General features: G+C 71.6%; 18 protein-coding genes. 10 read left to right on the forward strand and 8 right to left on the reverse strand.

Annotated elements, in window-relative coordinates; all coding sequences use genetic code 11:
* Window positions 1-33: 33 nt before the first annotated feature.
* Window positions 34-993, forward strand: a complete 960-nt coding sequence (locus tag GA0070612_RS18970; protein WP_197699191.1) for a TAXI family TRAP transporter solute-binding subunit — start codon at window positions 34-36, stop codon at window positions 991-993.
* Window positions 994-1,014: 21 nt separating this feature from the next.
* Here GA0070612_RS18970 and GA0070612_RS18975 read toward each other — a convergent pair whose 3' ends face one another.
* Together GA0070612_RS18975 and GA0070612_RS18980 are read right to left on the reverse strand one after the other, a co-directional pair.
* Window positions 1,015-2,466 (reverse strand): sensor histidine kinase, encoded by a 1,452-nt coding sequence (locus GA0070612_RS18975; RefSeq protein ID WP_088989126.1) that lies wholly within the window; start codon window positions 2,464-2,466, stop codon window positions 1,015-1,017.
* Window positions 2,467-2,472: 6 nt separating this feature from the next.
* Complete coding sequence (locus tag GA0070612_RS18980; protein WP_088989127.1) at window positions 2,473-3,156, reverse strand: response regulator transcription factor; 684 nt, start codon at window positions 3,154-3,156, stop codon at window positions 2,473-2,475.
* Window positions 3,157-3,303: 147 nt separating this feature from the next.
* Here GA0070612_RS18980 and GA0070612_RS18985 point away from each other — a divergent pair, with 147 nt between their 5' ends.
* From GA0070612_RS18985 to GA0070612_RS19010, 6 genes are all read left to right on the forward strand, one after another.
* Window positions 3,304-4,326, forward strand: a complete 1,023-nt coding sequence (locus tag GA0070612_RS18985) for a tripartite tricarboxylate transporter substrate-binding protein (protein ID WP_197699192.1) — start codon at window positions 3,304-3,306, stop codon at window positions 4,324-4,326.
* Window position 4,327: 1 nt separating this feature from the next.
* Window positions 4,328-4,789, forward strand: coding sequence for a tripartite tricarboxylate transporter TctB family protein (locus GA0070612_RS18990; RefSeq protein WP_088989129.1), 462 nt, complete (start codon window positions 4,328-4,330; stop codon window positions 4,787-4,789).
* A gap of 20 nt (window positions 4,790-4,809) precedes the next feature.
* Window positions 4,810-6,315 (forward strand): tripartite tricarboxylate transporter permease, encoded by a 1,506-nt coding sequence (locus GA0070612_RS18995; RefSeq protein ID WP_088989130.1) that lies wholly within the window; start codon window positions 4,810-4,812, stop codon window positions 6,313-6,315.
* A gap of 81 nt (window positions 6,316-6,396) precedes the next feature.
* Window positions 6,397-8,331, forward strand: a complete 1,935-nt coding sequence (gene nhaA / locus GA0070612_RS19000) for a Na+/H+ antiporter NhaA (RefSeq protein ID WP_408630505.1) — start codon at window positions 6,397-6,399, stop codon at window positions 8,329-8,331.
* A gap of 811 nt (window positions 8,332-9,142) precedes the next feature.
* On the forward strand, window positions 9,143-13,189 hold the full coding sequence (locus GA0070612_RS19005) for a discoidin domain-containing protein (RefSeq protein ID WP_088989131.1): 4,047 nt from the start codon (window positions 9,143-9,145) through the stop codon (window positions 13,187-13,189).
* A 79-nt stretch (window positions 13,190-13,268) separates the two neighbouring features.
* Complete coding sequence (locus tag GA0070612_RS19010) at window positions 13,269-15,059, forward strand: gamma-glutamyltransferase family protein (RefSeq protein WP_088989132.1); 1,791 nt, start codon at window positions 13,269-13,271, stop codon at window positions 15,057-15,059.
* 9 nt (window positions 15,060-15,068) lie between these two features.
* Here GA0070612_RS19010 and GA0070612_RS19015 read toward each other — a convergent pair whose 3' ends face one another.
* The 5 genes from GA0070612_RS19015 to GA0070612_RS19035 all read right to left on the reverse strand — a co-directional run bounded on the left by GA0070612_RS19015 (window position 15,069) and on the right by GA0070612_RS19035 (window position 18,855).
* Complete coding sequence (locus GA0070612_RS19015) at window positions 15,069-15,695, reverse strand: response regulator transcription factor (protein ID WP_088989133.1); 627 nt, start codon at window positions 15,693-15,695, stop codon at window positions 15,069-15,071.
* Window positions 15,692-16,975, reverse strand: coding sequence for a sensor histidine kinase (locus GA0070612_RS19020; protein WP_088991608.1), 1,284 nt, complete (start codon window positions 16,973-16,975; stop codon window positions 15,692-15,694). The genes GA0070612_RS19015 and GA0070612_RS19020 overlap by 4 nt, the downstream gene beginning before the upstream one ends.
* A 5-nt stretch (window positions 16,976-16,980) precedes the next feature.
* Window positions 16,981-17,433 carry an ABA4-like family protein gene (locus GA0070612_RS19025; RefSeq protein WP_088989134.1) on the reverse strand — a complete coding sequence of 151 codons (453 nt, stop codon included), beginning with the start codon at window positions 17,431-17,433 and terminating at the stop codon, window positions 16,981-16,983.
* On the reverse strand, window positions 17,430-18,356 hold the full coding sequence (locus GA0070612_RS19030) for a hypothetical protein (protein WP_088989135.1): 927 nt from the start codon (window positions 18,354-18,356) through the stop codon (window positions 17,430-17,432). The genes GA0070612_RS19025 and GA0070612_RS19030 overlap by 4 nt, the downstream gene beginning before the upstream one ends.
* Window positions 18,357-18,459: 103 nt before the next feature.
* Complete coding sequence (locus GA0070612_RS19035; protein WP_157742546.1) at window positions 18,460-18,855, reverse strand: hypothetical protein; 396 nt, start codon at window positions 18,853-18,855, stop codon at window positions 18,460-18,462.
* 180 nt (window positions 18,856-19,035) lie between these two features.
* Between GA0070612_RS19035 and GA0070612_RS19040 the strand changes: the two genes are divergently transcribed.
* On the forward strand, window positions 19,036-19,785 hold the full coding sequence (locus GA0070612_RS19040; RefSeq protein WP_088991609.1) for a VOC family protein: 750 nt from the start codon (window positions 19,036-19,038) through the stop codon (window positions 19,783-19,785).
* 174 nt (window positions 19,786-19,959) lie between these two features.
* Here GA0070612_RS19040 and GA0070612_RS19045 read toward each other — a convergent pair whose 3' ends face one another.
* Window positions 19,960-20,262 (reverse strand): helix-turn-helix domain-containing protein, encoded by a 303-nt coding sequence (locus GA0070612_RS19045; RefSeq protein WP_088989137.1) that lies wholly within the window; start codon window positions 20,260-20,262, stop codon window positions 19,960-19,962.
* 62 nt (window positions 20,263-20,324) lie between these two features.
* Here GA0070612_RS19045 and map point away from each other — a divergent pair, with 62 nt between their 5' ends.
* On the forward strand, window positions 20,325-21,098 hold the full coding sequence (map, locus tag GA0070612_RS19050) for a type I methionyl aminopeptidase (RefSeq protein WP_088989138.1): 774 nt from the start codon (window positions 20,325-20,327) through the stop codon (window positions 21,096-21,098).
* Between the two features lie 406 nt (window positions 21,099-21,504).
* Complete coding sequence (locus tag GA0070612_RS19055) at window positions 21,505-22,323, forward strand: CDP-alcohol phosphatidyltransferase family protein (RefSeq protein WP_088991610.1); 819 nt, start codon at window positions 21,505-21,507, stop codon at window positions 22,321-22,323.
* Window positions 22,324-22,382 lie beyond the last annotated feature (59 nt).

The raw sequence follows: 22,382 nt of genomic DNA on the forward strand, positions 1-22,382 counted from the left end.
ACCACTGCTCCACGCGGTCCGTATCATGTCGCCATGGCGCTGGACTCGGGGATGCGGTTCAGCCGTCGGGCGGCGCTGCTGGCCGCCGGAGGGCTGCTCGTCGGTTGCTCACGACAGCCCGAGGTGAGCGAGGTCCACCTGCGACTGGCGACCGGACCGGCGGGAGCGGTCTACCGACGCATCGGTGGCGCGTTGGCCGACCACATCTCCGAGCAGGTGCCGGGCGCGACAGTGACCACGGTGCCGAGCGGGGCGTCCACCGACAACATCCGGATGCTGCGGGCCGGCGACGTGCACCTCGGGCTGACGAGCCTGGACGCGTTGATCGAGGCCGACGGCAGCGCGCCCCGGGGGCTGTCGGCGATCTGCCGGCTCTACGACAGTCACCTGCATCTCGTGGTGATGGCCGGTTCGACGATCGACGAGTTCCAGGACCTCGGGGGCAGGCGTCTGTCCCTCGGTGCGCACGACTCGGGCACGGAGTTCACATCGCTGCGCGTCCTGCGGCTCGGCCCGGTGACCGTCGACCGCAGACATCTCAGCCAGGCCGAATCGGCGGCGGCGTTGCGCGACGGTTCGATCGACGCGATGTTCTCGCTGACCGGTGTCCCGACACCCGCCATCACCGAGCTGGCGCAGCAGCATCCCATCCGGCTGATCCCGTTGGACGCGCAGGCGGGCGGGCTGTTCACGGCGTACCCGGGTCCGTACGCCCCGGCGATGATCCACGCGACCGCCTACGCCGGTGTCCCGGCCACCCGCACCGTCGCCGTACCGAACGTGCTGCTCGCGCGCGACGACCTGCCCGACGACCTGGTCTACGCCATCACCGACACGGTGTTCACGCACACCGGCGCGATCACCTCCGCCGGCCGCGACGACGCCGAAACCCTTCCCGAGGCGTGGCAGATCAACGTGCGTACCGGAATATCGACGGCGTCGGTGCCGCTGCACCCGGGCGCGGCGGCCTGGTTCCGCGACCGGAAGCGCTGACCCGGGCCCACGACCGGGCCGTCAGCCGGGCACCGACGCCGCAGCGTCGGCCGGCGACACCACCTGGGGTACGACCGGCAGCACCACCACCGCGGCGAGGCCGTGCCCGGAGCCGTCCGGACGGGGCAGGCCGTCCTCCAGACGCAACGTGCCCCCGGCCGACCCGACCAGGTCGGCGCAGATCGCCAGCCCCAGGCCGGTACCGGACACGTTCTGGTGTCGTGGCGCCCGCCAGAACCGTCGTAGCGCCTGGGCCCGCTCGGACACGTCGATGCCCTGACCGTCGTCGCGGACGACGATCGTGACCACGGCGCCGACGTGACCGGGGACGACCTGTGCGGCCACCTCCACGGCCCGTGCGCCGGACAGCCGCAGCGCGTTGCTGACCAGCTCGTCCAGGATGCTGCCCAGGCCGCCCGGCGGCTCCAGCAACCGCAACCCCTGTGGTACGTCGACAGTCAGTGCCTGCCCGGCCGTGGCCGTCAGTGCCCGCCACCTGTCGACCCGGGTCGCCAGCACCTCGTCGAGGTCCACCGGCGACGCGGTCCGCATGCTCTCCATCCGCGCGCTGGCCTGCAACGAGTTCAGCATCCGCTGCATCGCCTTCAGCTCGTCGACGGCGACGTCGTACACCTGCCGGCCGTCACCCTCCGGCCGCAGGTGCGGCGCGAGGCTCTCCACCGCGAGCCGGAGGCTGGTCAACGGGTTGCGCAACTGGTGCGACGCGTCGGACACGAACGCGCGCTGGCGCTGCGCGGCGTTCTCGACGGCGTCCATCATGGTGTTGAACGACTGCGCCAGCCGCCGCAGCTCGATCGGCCCGGCCTCGGCGTCGGCGCGGATCGTCAGGTCGCCCTCGGAGATGCGCGAGGTCGCCGCGTCCAGTTTCCGCACCGGCCGCAGCACCCACGCCGACACCGGCCAGGCGACGGCCGCCAGCGCGACCAACGGCAGCAGCCCGAGCCCGGCCAGCCAGGCCCAGCGGACGAGGATGAGCTCGCGCGTCCTGGACAGGTCGGAGATCGTCACGACGGCGCCGACGACCTCGCTGTCCCGGCCCACCGGCTCCGCCACGACGAGGGCGGAGTCGTTCCACGGCGCCCATTCCCAGGACGGCTCGGACCGGGCGCCGGCCAGTGCGGCGGTGACGATCCGGGGCAACGCCGGTTCGGTGCGGGCCGCCGTCTCGTAGGCGTCGACGGGCCCGAGGAGCACAGTGCCCGACGTGTCGATCAACGCGACCGGGATGCCGTAGAGATCGTGGTACCGCGTCAGTTCCTGCTGCAACGCCTCGGTTCGGCCGGTGGACAGCGCCGCCTCGGCCAGCGACGCGAACCGGCCGACGTCGCCCAACCGGTTGACGTAGGTCTCCTGCATCTCCCGTTCGGCCACGGTGACGCTGAGCGGCACCCCGAGCGCCGCGACGAGAAGCACCGCGAGGGGGACCAGGACGACCAGCAGGCGGCGGTGCACGGCGCGTCAGCCGATCAACTCCGGCTGGTCGGCGAGGAGCCGATAGCCGACGCCGTGGACCGTCCGGATGACCACTCCCGACCCGAGCTTGTGCCGCAGCGCCGCGATGTGGGTGTCCAGGGTGCGGCTCGACGACTCCCAGGTCGCGCCCCAGATCTGGTCGAGGATGACGTCGCGGCTGACCACGTTGGGCGCACGCCGTGCCAGGAGCAGGAGCAACTCGAACTCCTTGCGGGTCAGCGGCACGGGGGTGCCGTCGACGGTGACCTCGCGGGTGCCGACGCAGATCCGCACCGGCCCGAGGACGAGCGGCGCGTCCGGCCGGCCGTGCGCGCGGGCGGCCCGGGTGCGCCGCAGCACGGCATCGATGCGGGCGAGCAGTTCCGGAATGCCGAACGGCTTGACGATGTAGTCGTCGGCGCCGGCGCGCAGGCCACGGACCCGCTCGTGCTCCTCGGACCGCGCGGTCACCGCGATGACGGCGGTCTGCGGGTGGTCCCGCAGCCTGCGGATCACGTCGAGCCCGTCGCCGTCGGGAAGACCGAGGTCGACGAGGACCACGTCGGACGGCGCGGCGCGCACCGCCTCCGCGGCGGTGGCGACCCGGTGGACCTCGAAGCCCGCCTGGGTCAGCACGGTCACCAGGCCCCGGGCCACGCGGTCGTCATCCTCGATGACGGTTATCCGCATACCAGCGGATTGTACGGCCCGGAGCGGTGCTCGTGCGGTCCGCGAGTTCTTGGGATTTCTCTGACACCATCCGTGCCCCGACCAGCAGAGACTGGGGTTCTCGCCGCCACCGAGGAATGTCCATGTGCTGATGGGGAGGGCCGCCGTATGGGAACGACCAGCAGGTACCGGGCCGCCGGACGGATGACCGCCGCGATCAGCGTCGTCGCGCTCGCCGCGGCCTGCTCCGGTAACGGAGGCGCCACCGGCGGAGGCGACGCCGCAGGTTACCCGGACCAGAACATCACCATCGTCGTGCCGTTCAGCGCCGGCGGGCCGACGGACACGGTCACCCGCATGATCGCCGAGCCGATGGCAAAGAAGCTCGGCGGCAAGATCGTCGTCCAGAACGTCGAGGGTGCCGGCGGCACCGTCGGCGCCGGCGACGTCGCGCGGGCCAGGCCGGACGGTTACACGGTGCTCATGCACCACATCGGCATGTCGACGGCGCCCGCCCTGTACAAGAGCCTCGGCTACAAGCCCCTGGAGGACTTCGAGACGGTCGGTCTGGTCACCGAGGTGCCGATGACCATCGTCGCCCGGAAGGACTTCGCGCCCGCGACGCTTCCCGACCTCGTCGCCCACGTGAAGGCGAACGCCAGCACTGTCACGCTGGCCAACGCGGGTATCGGGGCCGCCTCCCACCTGTGCGGCCTGCTGTTCCAGACCACCACGGGCGTCGAGCTGCAGGAGGTCCCGTACCAGGGCACCGGTCCCGCGCTGACCGACCTCGTCGGCGGTCAGGTCGACGTCATGTGCGACCAGACGACGAACACCAGCGGTCAGATCGCCGCGGGGAAGGTGAAGGCGTACGCGGTCACCACGCCCGAGCGGGTGAAGAGCCTCCCCGACCTGCCCACCACCACCGAGGCCGGCTTGCCCCAGCTGAAGGTCAGCGTGTGGCACGGTCTCTACGTCCCGGCCGACACACCGCCGGAGATCGTCCAGAAGCTGTCCGAGGCGTTGAAGGTGGCGCTGGCCGACCAGGGGGTCATCGACCAGATGGCCAAACTCGGCACCGCGCCGGTCCCGGCCCAGGACGCGACACCGGACGCGCACCGGGCGAAGCTCGACGAGCAACTCGGCACCTGGGCGAAGATCATCGCCGACGCCGGGGTCAAGGTGTCCTGAGGTGCACCGCCATCGGTCGTTCCCGGACGTCCTCGCCGGGGGCATGTTCATCCTGATCGGTGGCGCGTTCGTGGTGGGGGCGCTCGGCTACGAGCTGGGCACCCCGACCCGGATGGGCCCGGGCGCCTTCCCGTTGCTGGTGGGCGCGGCAGTGGTCGCACTGGGCCTGGCGATCGTCGGGAAGGGCCTCGTCGCCGGTGAGGTGATCTCGTTCGGGCCGGTCCCGTGGCGGGCCGTCGCCGTCATCGTGCTCGCGGTCCTGTTCTTCGGATTCACCGTCCGGCGCCTCGGATTCGTCCCGACGACGGCGGTGACCGCCCTGCTCACCACGCTGGCCAGCAGACGCGTACGGCCGCTCACGGCGGTGGCCGTGGCCGCCGGGTTGACGGTGGCCAGCACGCTCATCTTCGTCGTCGGACTTCAGCTGCGGATCCCCCTGTGGGGCCCGTGGTTGGTGTTCTGACGCGGCATCTGGATTGAGGCATGGAACTCCTCGACAACCTCGCGCTGGGCTTCTCGACGGCCCTCCTGGTCCAGAACGTCCTCTACTGCTTCGTGGGAGTGCTGCTCGGCACCGCGGTGGGCGTCCTGCCCGGGATCGGACCGACCGCGACGGTCGCGATGCTGCTGCCGATCACGTTCAGCTTCGAGCCGGTGACGGCGCTGATCATGCTGGCCGGTATCTACTACGGCGCACAGTACGGCGGTTCGACGACCGCCATCCTGATCAACCTGCCCGGTGAGTCGTCCGCCGCGGTCACCGCGCTGGACGGGCACGAGATGGCCCGCCAGGGCCGGGCCGGACCGGCCCTGGCAGCCGCGGCGATCGGGTCCTTCATCGCGGGTACGGTCGCCACCGTGGCGCTCGCCGCCGCTGCTCCACCGCTGGCCGGCGTCGCGTTGAAGTTCGGCCCGGCCGACTACTTCTCGCTCGTGCTGTTCGGCCTGATCGTCTCGATCGCACTGGCCCGGGGCACGGCCCTCAAGGCGCTGGCGATGATCGCGCTCGGCGTGCTGCTCGGCACCGTCGGCCAGGACATCTACACCGGGACGCCCCGGTTCGTGTTCGAGCAGCGGGAGTTGTACGGGGGCATCGACTTCGTGTCGGTCGCCGTGGGCCTGTTCGGGGTGGCCGAGATCCTGCGCAACCTGGAGAACGAGCAGACCCGTACGGCGCTCGTCAACCGGGTGACCAACCTCTGGCCGACCCGCGAGGACCGACGTCGGATCGTCGCCCCGATCGCGCGGGGCACCGGTCTCGGCGCCGCGCTCGGTGTCCTGCCCGGAGGCGGGCACGTGCTCGCCTCGTTCACCTCGTACGCCGTCGAGAAGCGGATCTCGGAGCGGCCGCAGGAGTTCGGGCACGGTGCGATCGAGGGTGTCGCCGGCCCCGAGTCGGCGAACAACGCCGCCGCACAGACGTCGTTCATCCCACTGCTCACCCTGGGTCTGCCGGCCCACCCGGTGATGGCACTGATGATCGGCGCGTTCATCGTGCACGGCATCACACCCGGCCCGAACGTCATCAACGACGAACCGGCGTTGTTCTGGGGTCTGATCGCGTCGATGTGGATCGGCAACGTGCTCCTGCTGCTGCTCAACCTGCCGCTGATCGGCCTCTGGGTGCGCATGCTGCGCATCCCGTACCAGGTGCTGTTCCCGATGATCATCCTGTTCGCCGCGATCGGCACCTACTCGCTGAACTTCAACGCGTACGACGTCTACGCGATCGCGTTCTTCGGGATCCTGGGCTACCTGCTGATCAAGTGTGGTTGCGAGCCGGCGCCACTGCTGCTCGGCTTCGTCCTCGGCCCGTTGCTGGAGGAGAACCTGCGACGCGCGCTCATCATCTCCCGTGGCGACCCGTCGGTCTTCGTGACCCGACCGATCTCGGCGGTGCTCCTGGCTCTGGCGGTCGCCGCGCTCGTCGTCGCCGTCCTCCCGGCGATCCGCAGGCGCCGTGCGGCAGTGTTCGCCGAGGAGGAGTAGCGCTTTCCCGCCCGACCGGGGCCGGTCGGTGATGTGCCTCAATTCGGACCGCGTGACGGTCGGGTCAACGAAGATTGTTCCGTGACGAGCAACAACCCGCGTCGGGTGATGATCACCCGGACCGCCTGGGAGGGGCGGTTCAACGCTCCGCTGCGCGCGTTCCTGCGCACCGAGACCGGCGGCGCGCGGGTGGTGGTGGTCGCCGCGGCGGTGGCCCTCGTGTGGGCGAACCTGCACTCGTCGTCGTACGAGTCGGTCTGGAGCACCACCTTCTCGGTCCGGCTCGGCGACTGGCCGGTGTCGCACGACCTGCGGACCTGGGTCAACAGCGGGTTGATGACGGTCTTCTTCCTGGTCGCGGGGTTGGAGTTGCGTCGCGAGTTCGACATCGGCGAGCTGCGGGAGCGGCGGCGACTGGCGTTGCCGATGCTGGCCGGGTTCGGCGGCATGCTCGTGCCGATCGCGATCTACCTCGCGTTCAACGCGGGGCAGACCACCGCCGCCGGCTGGGGTGCGGTGATGGCGACCGACACGGCGCTCGCGCTCGGCGCCCTTGCCGTCTTCGGGCCGCGCTTCTCGGACCGGCTGCGCAGCTTCCTGCTGACCGTCTCCGTCGTCGACGACCTGGTCGCGATCGCGGTGCTGGCCATCGCGTACCCGGATCACCCCTCGCCCCCGGCGTTGCTCGTCGCGGTGGTGATCTTCGGTCTCGTGCTGCTCGTCCGGGCGTGGGGAGTGCGGTTCGGGCCGGTCTACGCGCTGTTGGGGGTGGCGGCCTGGGTCGCGGTCTCGGAGTCCGGTGTCGACCCGGTCGTGGTGGGCCTGATCATGGGCCTGCTGACCTATGCGTACGCCCCCGGGCGGGACGAGCTGCAGTACGCGAGCGACCAGTTCCGCCTCTTCCGGGAGCAGCCCACCCCGCAGCTCGCCCGGATGGCCCAGGCCGGTCTCACCTCGGCGCTGTCGCCGAACGAGCGGCTGCAGACCCTCTACCACCCGTGGGCGAGCTACGTTGTCGTGCCGCTGTTCGCCCTGGCGAACGTCGGGATCGTCCTCGACGGCGAGCTGCTGTCCAGGGCCGTGACGTCGCCGGTGACGCTCGGCGTCGTGGCGGCGTACGTCGTCGGCAAGCCGGCCGGGATCGTGGCCACCTCGTGGCTGGTGGCCCGGCTGAGCGGGAACCGGTTCCGGCCACCCGTCGGTTGGGTGGCCGTGGCGGGCGTCGGCACCGTGTCCGGCATCGGGTTCACCGTCGCCCTCCTGATCGCCACCCACGCCCTGCACGGCCCGGCGCTGGACGAGGCCAAGTTCGGCATCCTGGTCGCGACGGTTGGTGCGTCCGTCGTGACCTGGTTGGTGTTCCGTGCTGTCGCCCGGCTCTCGCCGTCGCGACGTGCACGCGCTCTGCTCGGCGTCACCGAGGCCATCGTCGACCTGAAACTTCCGGTCGAGTCGGGGCGTGACCACATGCGGGGAGCCCTGGACGCGCCGGTGACGGTCGTGGAGTACGGCGACTTCGAGTGCCCCTACTGCGGGCAGGCCGAGCCGGTGGTGCGGGAGATGCTGGCCGACTTCGCCAATGTCCGGTACGTGTGGCGACACCTGCCGCTCACCGACGTCCACCCGCACGCCCAACTCGCCGCCGAGGCCGCCGAAGCGGCGGGAGAGCAGGGCTCGTTCTGGGAGATGCACGATCTGCTCCTCACCCACCAGGACGCGCTCAGTCCCAGCGACCTGCTGGGCTACGCCGAGCGCCTCGGCCTGGATCTGGACATGTTCCGGGAGCACATGGTCAAACGTCTGGGCGTGGACCGGGTGGCCGAGGACGTCGAGTCCGCCGATCTCAGCGGCGTCACCGGCACCCCGACCTTCTTCATCAACGGCCGACGCCACCACGGCGCGTACGACATCGTCGCGCTCTCGGCAGCGGTGAAGGGGGCGTTCGCCGCCGCGAAGCTCCGCCCGGAGTACCACCCTCGCGACCGTCAGCACCGCGACGACCGGCGGACGAGCTGACCGCCGGTCATCCAGCCCGGTGGCCGCCGGATCCCGCGGTCGCCGCGTGTCGCGTGGCCGCCGGATCCCACGGTCGCTTCGAGTCGCGTGGCCGGCCGCCGGAGTCCGCAGTTGGTGCCTTTCGCGTGGCCGCCAAGTTCCGCGGTTGCTGCCTTTCGGGTGGCCCGAGGGTGTTGGTCGCTGCCTTTGGAGCTGAATCGTTTGCGACATCACGGTCGAGGCGTGGGGCGTGGGGCGTGGGGCATGGGGCGTGGGCGTGCGGCGTGGGGCGTGCGGCGTCGGGATGTGCAGGTGCAAGCTCGAATTTCGCCCGTCGGCGGCTGAGGGTGACGGTTCAGGGATTGACGGGGGAGGGCTGCGACCCACCGATCTGAATCGTCTGCGACATCAGCTCCAAAGGCAGCGTGCCAACCGCCCCCGCCCGAGCCGTTGGTAGTTCGATCGCATCCGGGACGGCGAATACCTGCACTACCCCCTGCTGCCCTCGAACCACTCTGGCAGCACCTACAGCAACGAGGCATCGAACCTCGCCGCCTCGAACGCATCGCTACGCTAACGGATCGTGGTTTCTGGCCGAATCCGATCACCGGTAGCGGTGGCAGGACGGCCGGAAGAGCCCCGCGAAGCCGAGGCGACTGCCGATCGGGCTTCGAGAGGACTGGAGAGCGCCGTCCGACATGGATCAAACTGCGCACCGCGTTCGCGGGATCACGATCGACTCGGACTCTTGACTCCGGCGAAACATGCGGCCACGATCTGACAACGTTGTCGCAGGCCCTCGTCTGACAACGTTGTCCCGTCTGGAGGCGCAATGTCCGAGCAATCGCCCCTGTCGCGGCGTACCTTCCTCTCCGCCGGAGCCACGCTGCTGGCGTCGGTCGGGGTGGCCGCGGTCCTACCGGACGCCGTCGCGGCCGCCGCTCCGGCGACGCCGCCCGCCACCCCGCAGGCCACCGACCTCGCCCGGTACCGTCCGGTCGCGGTCTCCTCGACCGACTACGCGCCGACGCCCGCGACCTTCGCGGTGGACGGCCTGCCGCAGGTCGGCGTCCGGGGGAGTGGGTGGCGGGCCGCCGGCAACGCCGATCCACAATGGATCTCCGTGGACCTGCAGGCGCCCTGCCGGGTCGAGGCGATCACCCTGGTCTTCGAGGCCACGCTCGCCGACGGGCCGTTCGACGGCAACTACACCGAGACCGACGGCGACGAGATTCTCTCCAGCGCCGCCACGTCGTACCGGATCGAGGTCTCCACCGACGGCCGGACCTGGACGTCGGTGTACGAGACGACCGAGGGTCAGGGCGGTGTGCAGGCGATCAAGCTGCCCGCGCCGGTCACCGCCCGGTGGATCCGCATGACGGCCACGAAGCGTGCGAACAGCAACCCGGTGGGCCTCAACGGGTTCCAGGTCTACGGCGTACCCCTGGCCGGACGGCCGAAGGCCGAGGGCTGGACCAGTTGGGAGGACGGCAACACCGGCCCGGCTCCCGCGCTGAGTGTCGCCGCCGACGGCACCGTGCCGCTGGAGTCCGGCTGGTCGCTGACGATGGACGACTTCGCGGGCACCGCCGACGGCGCCGAACTCTCCCGAGCGGGCGTCGACGTCCGGTCCTGGCTGCCGGCGACGGTGCCCGGCACCGTGCTGGGCACCCTGGTCGAGCAGGGGCACCTGCCCGACCCGGTGTCCGGCTTCAACAACATGCGCATCCCCGAGGCGCTGTCCCGGCACACCTGGTGGTACCGGCGCACCCTGCGGTTGCCACGCGAGCTGGACACGTCGGCCGGTCGGCGGATCTGGCTGGAGTTCGACGGCATCAACCACGAGGCGACCGCCTGGGTCAACGGCGTGCAGGTCGGCAGCGTCAAGCACCCCTTCGCGCGGGCGGCCTTCGACATCACCGACGCCCTCGCCGGTCACCGCGGCGAGCACGTCCTCGCCGTCCGGGTCACCCCGATGCCACACCAGGGCACCCCCGGCGACAAGGGCCCCGACGGCCGTACCTTCCTCCAGTCGGCCCACCACTACCTCGACGCGCCGACCTACCTGGCGGTGTCCGGCTGGGACTGGATGCCCGCCGTCCGCGACCGGGTCACCGGCCTGTGGGACCACGTCCGGCTGCGCAGCACCGGCGCCGTGGTCGTCGGCGACCCGCACGTGCAGACCACGCTGCCGGACCTGCCCCGCACCGACACCGCCGAGGTCACCATCCGGGTGCCGGTCCGCAACGCGACGGCCACCGCCACCACCGTCACCGTCCGCGCCGAGTTCGACAGGGTACGCGTCGAGTCCACTGTCACCGTCCCCGCCGACGGCAGCACCACCGTCACCTTCGCCCCGGAGCACCACCCCGCGTTGCGCCTGCGCAAGCCCCGGCTGTGGTGGCCCAACGGCTACGGCGACCCCCACCTGTACGACCTCACGCTCACCGCCACCGTCAAGCGCGCGGTCAGCGACCGGCGTGAGCTGCGCTTCGGTGTCCGACAGTTCGCCTACGACTGGCACCAGCCGATCGTGATCTCGCCGCCCGGCAAGCCCGCCCTGGAGTTCGTCGACGGGGCGGCCACGCAGACCGTCACGTTCGACCGGCAGCACGCCCGACACGTCCGCATCCAGGCCGGCCAACGCGCGACCGGCTGGGGCATCTCGATGTTCGCGCTGTCGGTGGCCGACGGCACCGGGCCGGACCTCGCCCTGCGTCGCGACGCGACCGCCTCGTCCGCCGAGAACGACACCAACGTGGCCGCCAAGGCCGTCGACGGCGACGCGGCGACCCGCTGGGCCTCGAAGGCCGAGGACGACCAGTGGATCCAGGTCGACCTCGGGTCGGCCGTCGACTTCGACCGGGTCACCATCGTCTGGGAGCAGGCGTACGCGCTGGACTACCGCGTCCAGGTCTCCGCCGACGGCGACGCCTGGACCGACGTGAAGGCGGTCAGCAACGACACCCCGCTGGGCAGCCGCGCCGACCAGGTCGAGACGTTCCCCAGTCAGACCGCCCGGCACCTGCGCATCCAGACCGGTGCGCGGGCCACCTCGTGGGGGGTGTCCATGTGGGCGCTCTCGGTGCGGCGGCAGGCCGAGCCGGACGTGGACCTGGCCCTGGGCAAGGCCGCCAGCGCCTCGTCGTCGGACGGCGATTCCAACGGCCCGGACCGGGCCGTCGACGGCAACCCCCGGACCCGCTGGTCGTCGAGGTTCGAGGACAACCAGTACATCCAGGTCGACCTCGGCGCACCGGTCACGTTCGACCAGGTCACCATCGTCTGGGAGCAGGCGTACGCCCGCGACTTCGTCATCCAGGTCTCAAACGACGGGCAGTCGTGGACCGACGTGAAGGCGGTCAGCAACAAGATCACCGAGCTGAAGATCAGTGTCAACGGTGTGCCGGTGTTCGCCCGGGGCGGCAACTGGGGCTGGGACGAGCTGTTGCGGCGGGTGCTGCCCGACCGGCTGGCCGACACCGTCGAGATGCACCGCGACATGAACTTCACGATGATCCGCAACTGGCTCGGCAGCAGCAACCGCGAGGAGCTGTACCGGGCCTGCGACGAGCAGGGCATCCTGGTCTGGAACGACTTCTGGCAGGCCGGCGGGTTCCTGCCCAACCCGCCGGGCTACGTCGACATCGCCGCCGACACGATCCGGCGGTTCCGGCACCACCCGAGCATCGTGGTGTGGTGCGGCGCCAACGAGGGTGACCCGCCGCCGATCGTCGACGCCGGCCTCAAGCAGGCCGTGAGCACCGAGCACCCGGAGATCCTCTACATCCCCAACTCCGCCAGCGGCATCGTGAGCGGGCGCGGGCCGTACCACTGGGTCGACCCGAGCACCTACACCGACGTGACGATGTACGAGGCCGACTCCTTCGGCTTCCACACCGAGATCGGCATGCCGGTCGTGTCGGTGACGGAGAGCATGCGCAACCTCGTCGGCGACGCGAAGGAGTGGCCGATCAGCGAGGTGTGGAACTACCACGACTGGTCGACAGTCGGTAACCAGCGCGTCGGGACGTACCAGGCGGCCATCGACGCGCGGCTCGGTGAGTCCGTCTCGCTCGACGAGTTCGCCACCCGGGCGCAGTTCGTCAACTACGAGAGCCACCGCGCCATGTTCGAGGCGTGGAACGCCAACCTCTGGCAGGACGCCACAGGTCTGCTGTTGTGGATGTCGCACCCGGCGTGGCACAGCACGGTCTGGCAGACCTACGACTACGACCTCGACGTGAACGGCGCCTACTACGGGGCCCGCAAGGGCTGCGAGCCGCTGCACGTGCAGGCCGACCCGGGCACCTGGCAGGTCCGCGTGGTCAACCACACCGCGACGGCGGTCACCGGTGTGACGGTCACCGCCCGGCGGTACGACCTGAGCGGCCGGTCGTTGGGTACGCCGCAGCGGCAGCGGGTGGACGTGGCGAGTTCGGCGACGACGGCGGTCTTCCCGCTCGCCGCGCCGGGCGGCGGCGGCCTGCACCTGGTCCGCCTGGAGCTGCGCGACAGCCGCGACCGGCTGCTCACCGAGAACACCTACTGGCGCTACGACAGGGCCGAGCAGATGCGGGCGCTCAACGACGTGCCGAACACCCGCCTGTCGACGTCGTCGGGCACCGTCCGTGTGGTGGACGGCCGGAACACCGTCACCACGACGGTCCGCAACCAGGGCCGTACGGTCGCCGCGTTGGTCCGGCTCGCCGTGCGCGACCAGCGTGGTGAGAGGGTTCTGCCGGCCCGCTTCGACGACAACTACTTCTGGCTCCTGCCGGGGGAGACCCGCGAGGTGCGGGTGTCCTGGCCCGCGCGGCCGGGCCTGGCCCGTCAGGTCCGGGTGACGGCGCAGGCGTACAACTCGGCGCCGGCCTGAGCGCCGGTAGCCTGCCATCTGGCCCAGCGGGACCTCACCCGGCTCGGCGTCCGGGCCGCAGACCCTGTGAGGTGTTGTCATGACGTTCACCACCCGACCCACGTTGCAGGGCACCGTCGGCATGGTGTCCTCGACGCACTGGCTCGCCAGCCAGGCGGCGATGGGCATCCTCGAACGCGGCGGCAACGCCTTCGACGCGGCGGTCACCGCCGGGTTCGTCCTGCACGTGGTCGAGCCGCACCTGAACGGGCCGGGCGGCGAGGTTCCGGCCATCGTGGCCACCGCGCAGGATCCCCGGCCGACGGTGCTGTGCGGGCAGGGGCCGGCGCCGGCCGGGGCGACCATCGCGCACTTCCGTTCCCTCGGGATGGACCTCGTCCCGGGGGCCGGGCCGCTCGCGGCGGCCGTACCCGGTGCCGTGGACGCCTGGCTCCTGCTGCTGCGCGCGCACGGCACGCTCACCCTCGCCGAGGTGCTGGACCCGGCGATCGGCTACGCCGCCGCCGGTCACCCGCTGGTGGGCCGCGTCGGTGACACCGTCGCCGCCGTGCGGTCGTTGTTCGAGGACCACTGGCCCACGTCCGCCGCGCTCTGGCTGCGCGGCGGACGGCCACCGCGCGCCGGGGAGATGGTCACCAACCCGGCGTACGCGGACACCCTGCGCCGACTGGTGCGGGCGGGGCAGGCGGCCGGCGCGGACCGGGAGGCGCAGATCGAGGCCGCGCGACGGGCCTGGGGCACCGGTTTCGTCGCCGAGGCGATCGACGCGTTCAGCCGGCGGCCGTTCCAGGACTCCAGCGGCCGACCGCACGCCGGCCTGGTCACCGGGGACGACCTGGCCGCGTACTCGGCGACCTGGGAGCAGCCCGCCACCCTCGACTGGCACGGCTACTCGGTGGCGAAGACCGGGTTCTGGGGTCAGGGCCCGGTGCTGCTGCAGGCGCTGGCCACCCTCGACGCGCTCGACGAGCCCGCCGCGTTCGACCCGGACACCGCGACCGGTGTGCACGCCCAGATCGAGGCGCTCACACTCGCCTTCGCCGACCGGGAAGCCTGGTACGGCGACGACGTGGACGTGCCCGCCACGGCGCTGCTGTCCCGGGAGTACGCGCGGGAGCGGGCGGCCCTGGTCGGTGACCGCGCGTCGGCGCGGTTGCGGCCGGGACGTCCCGACGGGGCACAGCCTCGCCTGCCGGCCCACGTCCGATCCGGCGTCGTTGGGCGGGCCGCCCCGACGGACCCGACGACGGGGGAGCCGACGGTGCGGCCGGACGGGGTGACCCGTGGCGACACCTGTCACGTCGACGTGGTCGACAGGTGGGGCAACATGATCTCCGCTACCCCGAGCGGTGGCTGGTTGCAGAGCTCGCCGACGATCCCGGAACTCGGCTTCCCGCTGGGCAGCAGGTTGCAGATGTTCTGGCTGGAGGAGGGCCTCGCGTCGTCGTTGGCGCCGGGGCGCCGACCGCGTACGACGTTGAGCCCGACGATGGTGCACCGCGACGGGGAGCCGGTGCTGGCGTGCGGGACACCCGGTGGCGACCAGCAGGACCAGTGGCAGTTGCCGTTCCTGCTTCGGCACCTCGTCGGCGGTCGGACCCTCCAGGAGGCGATCGACGCCCCGGCCTGGCACACGCTCGGCCTGCCCGGGTCATTCTACCCACGGGACTCCGAGCCCGGTGTCCTAGTGGTGGAGGACCGCTACGACGACAGCGTGCTGGCGGCCCTGCGCGCGTACGGGCACGAGGTGCGGGTGGTCGACGGGTGGAGCCTCGGTCGGCTCTGCGCCGTGACCCGTGACCCGGCGACGGGTGTGCTCGCCGCCGGTGCGAACCCCCGAGGGATGCAGGGCTACGCGTGCGGCCGTTAGGCCGGGGCGTCAGACGCCGCGCGCGAACAGGGCGAGGCGTACCCGGTTCGGGCTGTCCGTCTTGGTCATCAGACTGGTGATGTGGGTCTTGACCGTGGTGACACCGATGTGGAGCCGATCGCCGATCTCGGTGTTGGACAGGCCCTCGGCGACCAGGTTCAGCACGTCCTGTTCGCGGGCGGTCAACCCCTGCACCGGTCGTGGCGTCTCCGGGCGGGCGTGCACGGCGCGTTGCACGAGGCGTCGGAGCACCTCGGCGCTGAACGGGCTGTCACCGGCGGCGGCCCGGCGGATGCCGTCCAGCAACTCGGTCGGGGGCGCGTCCTTGAGCAGAAACCCGCAGGCGCCGGCGGTGAGGGCGGGATAGAGGTGGTCGTCGTCGCCGAACGTGGTCAACACCAGGATGCGGGTGGTGGGGCGTTCGGCGAGGATCCGGCTGGTCGCGGTGATCCCGTCGACGCCGGGCATGCGCAGGTCCATGACCACGACGTCGGGGAGCAGCCGCGCGGCGAGCGTGATCGCCTCGCGGCCGTTGTCGGCCTCCCCGACGACCTCGATGTCGGGTTGGGCGTCGCAGAGCATCCGCAGCCCGGCCCGGATGAGGTGCTGGTCGTCGACCAGCAGCACCCGGATCACGCCGGCTCCGGGGTGCGCGATCCCGCCGGGGCCGCATGGTCACCGGGCATCGACCCGCCCGGGGCCTCCCGCTCGGCGGGCAGGGGCGCGGCCGGGCGACGGTCCGACGCGGCGACCACCGCCGGGAGGACGGTGCGCACCCGCCAGCCGGTGCCGGTCGGGCCCGCCTCCAACCGGCCGCCGAGGACCTCGACGCGCTCGCGCATGCCGGTGATGCCGTGACCGCCGCCGGCCGGTAGACCCGCCGGGATCCCACCGTGCCCGGTGTCGGTGACCTCCCAGTGCACCGCGTCGTCGTGGACGGCGACGACGAGCCGCGCCACCGCTGAGGTTCCGGCGTGTTTGGCCACGTTGGTCAGTGCCTCCTGGGTCAGCCGCAGCACGGCCATGCCGCGTACCGCGTCGAGGGAACCGATCGCCGGATCCAGGTCGGCCTCCACTGTGACACCGGCCTGGCGTGCCCGGTCGACAGCGGCGCCGATCGCCGCCGGCAGCGCGGAGGGCTCGATCGCGGTCAGCGCCGCGTCACCGCGTACCCCGTCGGGGTCGCGCAGCACCGCGACCAGCCGGCGCAGCTCCGCCAGGGCCGCCGTGCCGGTGCCGTGCACGTCGTCGAACACCTCGCCCGCCCGGGGGTCCAGGTCGGTGAGCACGTGCCGGGCCACGCCGACGCGCAGCACCATCGACGCCACGTGGTGCGCGACGACGTCGTGCAGCTCGCGGGCGATGGTGGCGCGTTCGTCGGCGCGTGCCGCCCGGCTCTCCGACTCACGCTGGCGTTGCTCGGCGGCGGCCTGCTCCACGGCCTGCCGGGCGAGTTCCCGGTTGGTGCGGATGACCAGGCCGAGCAGGACCGGCACGCCGACCTCCACGGCGAGCCCGACGACCCCGGAGGCGAACCGGCGTGGCGGGTCGCCGATCGAGTCGGTCAGGTCGACCACCACCAGCAGCGCGGTGCCCAGCCAGATGGCCCGGGGGCCGCGCGCCCGCATGGTCGTCTCCAGCAACGCCCAACTGGCGCCGACCTGGTTGATCGTGAAGTCGTCGACCAGCTGGATCGCGACCGCCAGCAGAGCGGCCTGCGCCACCAGGTTGACCGCCGGTCGGCGGTGCGCCGCCAGCGCCACCGCGAACGCCGGCACCGCGAGGACCCACTGTGCCGTCGTGGGGGTGCTGGTGGAGTGCGGAACGACGAGCAGGTAGCACAACCCGGTGAGGTCGAGCAGCACCATCCGCACGAGTGTGTCCCGCAGGTCGAACAGCCGCCCCAGCCAGCTCACGACGGTCAGCCTAGGCGCTGCGGGCCGGTGGCGGCGGTCGCCGGCCGCCGCCACCCGGTCCGGACCGCGAGGTACGCGGCCAGGCCGAGCGGTCCGAGCAGGATGGTCAGCACCAGCACCGGAGCCATGACCAGCGCCGGCACCCCCCGTTCGCGGCTGTCCAACCACGCCCACCGCCCGACGAACAGATCGAACGCGATCATGTGCGCCCAGCCCGCCGCCGCGCCGTCGGAGGTGCCGAGCAGGTCCCGCACCCCGGCCAGCGTCGGCGAGGCCACGGCCGGCAGCACCTCGCCGAACGCCGGCAGCACCAGCAGCGCGTAGATCACCACGACCGGCAGCACGATCAGCGGGGAGGCGATGATCCGCGCGGTCCAGGACCACCGCGGCAGCAGGATCATCAGCGCCCAGAACGGCGCGGCCACCGCGAACGTCAGGGAGAACAGCGTCGCGGTCATGCCGCCAGCGCCAGGTCCGGTCGGCGGCGGCGCGCCAGCACGAGCCCGGCGGCGGTCGCGGTCGTGACCACCAGGGCCGCGACCGCCGTGAGGGTGACGGCGTCCGGCCGCAGCAGCGGCTGCCCGCGCAGCGCCTGCCAGGTCAACAACACGGTGAGTACGCCGTACGCCGCGCCCGCGACGACCAGGAGCCGGACGCGGGTGCGCTCGTCGAGTCGGGTGGCGAACCGGCTCAGCAGGATCGCCAGGATGGGCAGCGCCTGGAGGGCGTGCAGCCCGACGAAGTGCCCGATCCGCAGGTCACCGCCCGTGGTGCTCCAGCCGACAACCGGCAGGCCCGCCCCGCCGTCGACCACACCGACGCTGTGCGCCCCGGAGATCCCGTCGATCCCCGGCTCCTGCATGGGCAGCACCATCGGTATCGCCGCGAGCATGCCCAGCAGCGACAGGCCGAGACCCCACCCGACGGCCGTCGCGGCGGCCCGGTCCGGGATCCGCCGGATCAGCAGCACGATGCCGATCAGGAGGTGCGCGAGGAACAGCACCATGATCGCCGCGCCCATCGCCGCGAACAGCGCGGTGTTCAGCGCGGAGGTGTCGTTGAAGTGGCTGGTCTGCCCGCGTACCACCTGGACGACGATCAGCACCATCTCGATTACCGCCATCGCGACGACGACTGTCGCTGCCCACTCGGCGGTCCGGCTGCGCCGGGGCAACAGGGTGAGCATCCAGGCGAGCGTCGCGCCGTACAGCACGAAGGACACCGCGAACTTGAACGGCTTGAGCCAGATCGGAGCCCCGGTGAGGACGCGCTGGTCGACGAGGATGCCGACCGCGCAGACGACGGCGAGCACCGCCATCGCGGACACGAAGACCATCAGTGGGCGGTGCCAGCGTGCCGCCCGGCGCAGATCGATTGTCATGCCTGTAGATGCTCGCGATCGCCGCCGCCGATCACGTCCGACCGCAGGCCCCGGTTGCGGCCACCGGTCGGAGCGCGCCTCCTCCCTGGGTAGGAGGGGAAGGTCAGGGCCGCAGTCTGCCGTCGTCGCGCAGCACGGCTTCGGCCAGCCGCGCGGGGAACATGCGACGCACGCTCGCCGAGTATTCGCTTCCGTCGCCGGGTTGAGTGACGCGGTCGCCGTCCACCCGCACCGGCACCGAGACGCCGGAGGTGACCCCGGGCCCCGGGGTCGCTTCACAGTGCGCCCAGGCGAACGACGACGCGCCGTCCCGCCCGAGGAGTCGGACCTCGCAGGTGCCCGGTCCACCGAGCAGCTCGCCGGGTAAAAGACTCGCGAGACGCTCCTCCTCGGTTCGCACATCTGCCGCGTTCCGGTCCGGTAGCGGGTAGGGCGGCTCGGAGCAGCCGGAGAGCACCCCCACTGCCAGAGCGAGCCAGGCGACGTGTCGGCGAAACACCGGACGAGCATCCCATCCGACCGCTCCGAGCCGCCAGCACACCGGTGGTGACTCAGAAGCGCGCGGCTGCCGAAGAGGGAGACTCTAGACAATGAGGTCGCCGGCGTGGTCGCCGTGGGCGGACAGCCCACGGTCGGGTGGAGCCGGCGGACGCGCGACGGGACCTGACCGGGAGTGACCATGACGACCAATGCGGACCGTGTCCAGCCGAACGAGACCGCCGTGCCGCTGCTGCACTGTGCGGCCCCGGAGGAGACCCTGGCGTTCTGGCGGGCGCTCGGGTTCGAGGTGACCTACGAGCAGACCAGACCGTACGTGTACCTGGCCTTTCGGTGGAGTGGGTTCGATCTGCACTACGGGCCGGCACCGAAGGATCTCGACCCGGCCAAGGAGCAGTCCGGCGGCTGCCTGGTGCTGGTGGACGCCGTCGCGGCGTACCACGCGGTGTTCACCGAGGCGATGCGCAAGGCCTACGGCAAGGTCCTGGTCAAGGGCCTGCCTCGAATCACCCGCTATCGCGCCGGGGCGTCGCGGTTCAGCATCGTCGACCCGTCCGGCAACACCGTCGTCTTCATTCAGCGGGACGAGCCGAAGGACCTGGAGTACGGCGGGTCGAAGGAGCTGGAAGGGTTGGCCCGGGTGCTCGACAACGCGCGGATCCTGCGCGAGTTCAAGATGGACGACCGGGCGGCCTACCGTGCGCTCGACTCGGGGATGCGCCGCCGCGCCGAGGACGCTCCGGTCGTCGAGCAGGCGACGGCGTTGGCCGGCCTGATCGAGTTGGCGATGGCGTTGGGCAAGGCCGATCGGGTGCCCGAGTGGGGCGCGCGACTTCAAAAGCTGACGCTGACCCCGGAGCAGCGGACGCAGGTGGCCCGGTACGTCGCCGACCCGACCATCCTCGAACCGTGGTGGCCCGCCCCGCGCTGACCCCGGACCTGTCCGCGCGTCGGTCAAGATCCGCGCACCATCAGGGATGTAGGTGCCTCCGCAGCGGGCGAGGCAGCACTTTCCCGGATGGTGCGCGGACATCGGCGAGCGGGCGTGCCGGTTTCCGGCGGGGCCACGTGCCGGCGGTCAGGTGCCCGGCCGGCGTGGGACGCGCTACGAGGCCAGGCGCTCGGCCACTGGGTGGTCCCGCCGAATGAACTCGGCCTCGTCGTCCGATTTGTTGATCTCCGACCACACCGCGTCGAGGGAGAGGCCGAGGACGTCGGCGATCGCCGCGATGGTCGGGAAGGCCGGGGTGGCGATGCGACCGGACTCGATCTTTCGGAGCGTCTCCGGTGAGACACCCGCGTCCAGCGCGGTGAGGAGCATCGAACGGTCCCCCCGGGCGCGGCGCAGGAGGGCGCCGAGGCGCTGTCCGCGTTCGACCTCTGCGGGGGTGAGTGGCAACCTGACCATGGCCCGATTCTAGTACCGGGATAATATGGCCGGGATACTTATTGGTTCTAGGAAGGCGCGGCATGATCGAGATCCTGAGCCCCACCGACCTGCCCCGCGCCCGGGACACCGGTGCCCTGGTCGCCGGCATCCTGCAAGCGCTGAAGACTCGCAGCGTGGTCGGCACGAACCTCCTGGACATCGACGCGTGGGCCCAGAGCATGATCATGGAGGCCGGGGCGCAGTCCTGCTACGTCGACTACGAGCCCTCCTTCGGGCGCGGCCCGTTCGGCCACTACATCTGCACGTCGGTCAACGACGCGGTGCTGCACGGGCTGCCCCACGACTACCGGCTCGCCGACGGCGACCTGCTCTCGCTCGACCTCGCCGTCTCCCTGGGCGGGGTGGTCGCCGACTCCGCGATCAGCTTCATCGTGGGCGAGACGCAGCCCTCGGAGAGCATCGCGCTGATCGACGCCACCCAGCGCGCGTTGAGCGCCGGCATCGCCGCCGCCGGCCCCGGAGTCCCCATCGGCGACATCTCCCACGCCATCGGCTCGGTCCTCGGCGCGGCCGGCTACTCGGTCAACACCGAGTTCGGCGGCCACGGCGTCGGCTCGACGATGCACCAGGACCCGCACATCTCCAACACCGGACGGCCGGGCCGCGGCTACCGGTTGCGCCCCGGGGTGCTGCTGGCACTGGAGCCGTGGGTCATGGCGGACACCGCCACGCTCGTCACCGACCCCGACGGCTGGACCCTGCGCAGCGTGACGGGCTGCCGGACCGCGCACAGCGAGCACACGATCGCCATCACCGACGACGGCGTCGAGGTCCTCACCATGCCCAGACCCTGACGAAATGATCGCGAGCAGCGGCGCAGGCGCGGGATGACGTAGCTCGACCTGTCGCCCAGCCACCAGCTGACCGACCCGGAACTGGCCCCGCTGCGGGCAGCGACACGGCAGATCCCGTCACAGTCTCCGGGCTGGCCGTCGAGGCGTTCTTCCCGGCCGACCCGGTGACCACCGCCACGCTCCACGCCCTCGGCACGGCTGCGGCCGATGCGGCCTGACCCGAACACCCGTCGTCGCACTCGGGGGCGTCGTCGGCTGCGACGGGCTGCACTCACCGGCGACGACTAATCCGCATCCGCCGGGGCACGTCCCTCCGTATACATGTTGAGGCCCGTTCAGAATGAACCGATCGGTCATGTTTTCCGTGATGACGGTCAGGGTCACCCACCAGAGTCACGGAGGCACGATGTCAACGGTTCGAACCGGTCCGGTCATCGGACTGCTCGTGCAGATCGGCGTGCTGGCGGTGCTCGCGCAGACCGTCGGTCTCGGCCCGGCCGGGTGGGCGGCGGGGCTGGCGTACGGGGTGGCGCTGTGTGCCCTGCTCAGTCGGGGGATGTCCCGCTCGGGCGCGCATGACCTGAGCCCGGCCGACCAGGTGACCCTGAGCCGGGCCATCCTCGTCGGCGGCGTGACGGCCCTGGCCGCGGACTCGTTCTCCCGACCGGCACCTGTCACGTTGATGGTCGTCCTCACCAGTGTGGCGCTCGTGCTCGACGCCGTGGACGGTTACACGGCCCGACGCACCGGAACGTCCAGCGAGCTCGGCGCACGCTTCGACATGGAGATCGACTCCTTCCTCGTCCTGGTGCTCTGCCTGCACGTCGCCCCCTCGGTGGGCGGCTGGGTGCTCGCGATCGGCGCGATGCGCTACGTCTTCGTCGCCGCCAGTTGGGTGCTGGGGTGGATGCGCGGATCGTTGCCGCCGCGCTACTGGCGGAAGGTCGTCGCCGCGATCCAGGGCGTGGTGCTGACGGTGGCGATGGGCGGCGCACTGCCCGGGCCGCTGACGACAGTCGTGCTGGTGGCGTCGCTGGCGCTGCTGATCGAGTCGTTCGGGCGGGACGTCGTGTGGCTGTGGACGACGCGTCACGTCCGCCGAGCCCTCGCCCACGACGCTGCGGAGGACCGGCGCCCCGCGGTCGTTCACGGCACGGCGGACGGGCTGCCCTGGCCGGAGCAGCGGACGGTCGCCGTGGCCCGAAGCGGCATCGCCCGCGTCTGAGTCGCCCGGCTACCGCCCCCAACAAAGATCATGGAAGGATGCCCGGGTTGTCGCTCGTG

Origin of the sequence: Micromonospora chokoriensis, from assembly GCF_900091505.1 — a bacterium.
GTDB lineage: Bacteria > Actinomycetota > Actinomycetes > Mycobacteriales > Micromonosporaceae > Micromonospora > Micromonospora chokoriensis.

Coding starts and splice junctions, on each gene's coding strand:
- GA0070612_RS19040 (WP_088991609.1), top strand. CDS start 19,036: ATGACGACCAATGCGGACCGTGTCCAGCCGAACGAGACCGCCGTGCCG.
- GA0070612_RS18970 (WP_197699191.1), top strand. CDS start 34: ATGGCGCTGGACTCGGGGATGCGGTTCAGCCGTCGGGCGGCGCTGCTG.
- map (WP_088989138.1), top strand. CDS start 20,325: ATGATCGAGATCCTGAGCCCCACCGACCTGCCCCGCGCCCGGGACACC.
- GA0070612_RS19045 (WP_088989137.1), bottom strand. CDS start 20,262: ATGGTCAGGTTGCCACTCACCCCCGCAGAGGTCGAACGCGGACAGCGC.
- GA0070612_RS18995 (WP_088989130.1), top strand. CDS start 4,810: ATGGAACTCCTCGACAACCTCGCGCTGGGCTTCTCGACGGCCCTCCTG.
- GA0070612_RS19055 (WP_088991610.1), top strand. CDS start 21,505: ATGTCAACGGTTCGAACCGGTCCGGTCATCGGACTGCTCGTGCAGATC.
- GA0070612_RS19030 (WP_088989135.1), bottom strand. CDS start 18,356: ATGACAATCGATCTGCGCCGGGCGGCACGCTGGCACCGCCCACTGATG.
- GA0070612_RS18985 (WP_197699192.1), top strand. CDS start 3,304: ATGGGAACGACCAGCAGGTACCGGGCCGCCGGACGGATGACCGCCGCG.
- GA0070612_RS18980 (WP_088989127.1), bottom strand. CDS start 3,156: ATGCGGATAACCGTCATCGAGGATGACGACCGCGTGGCCCGGGGCCTG.
- GA0070612_RS19005 (WP_088989131.1), top strand. CDS start 9,143: ATGTCCGAGCAATCGCCCCTGTCGCGGCGTACCTTCCTCTCCGCCGGA.
- GA0070612_RS19010 (WP_088989132.1), top strand. CDS start 13,269: ATGACGTTCACCACCCGACCCACGTTGCAGGGCACCGTCGGCATGGTG.
- GA0070612_RS19025 (WP_088989134.1), bottom strand. CDS start 17,433: ATGACCGCGACGCTGTTCTCCCTGACGTTCGCGGTGGCCGCGCCGTTC.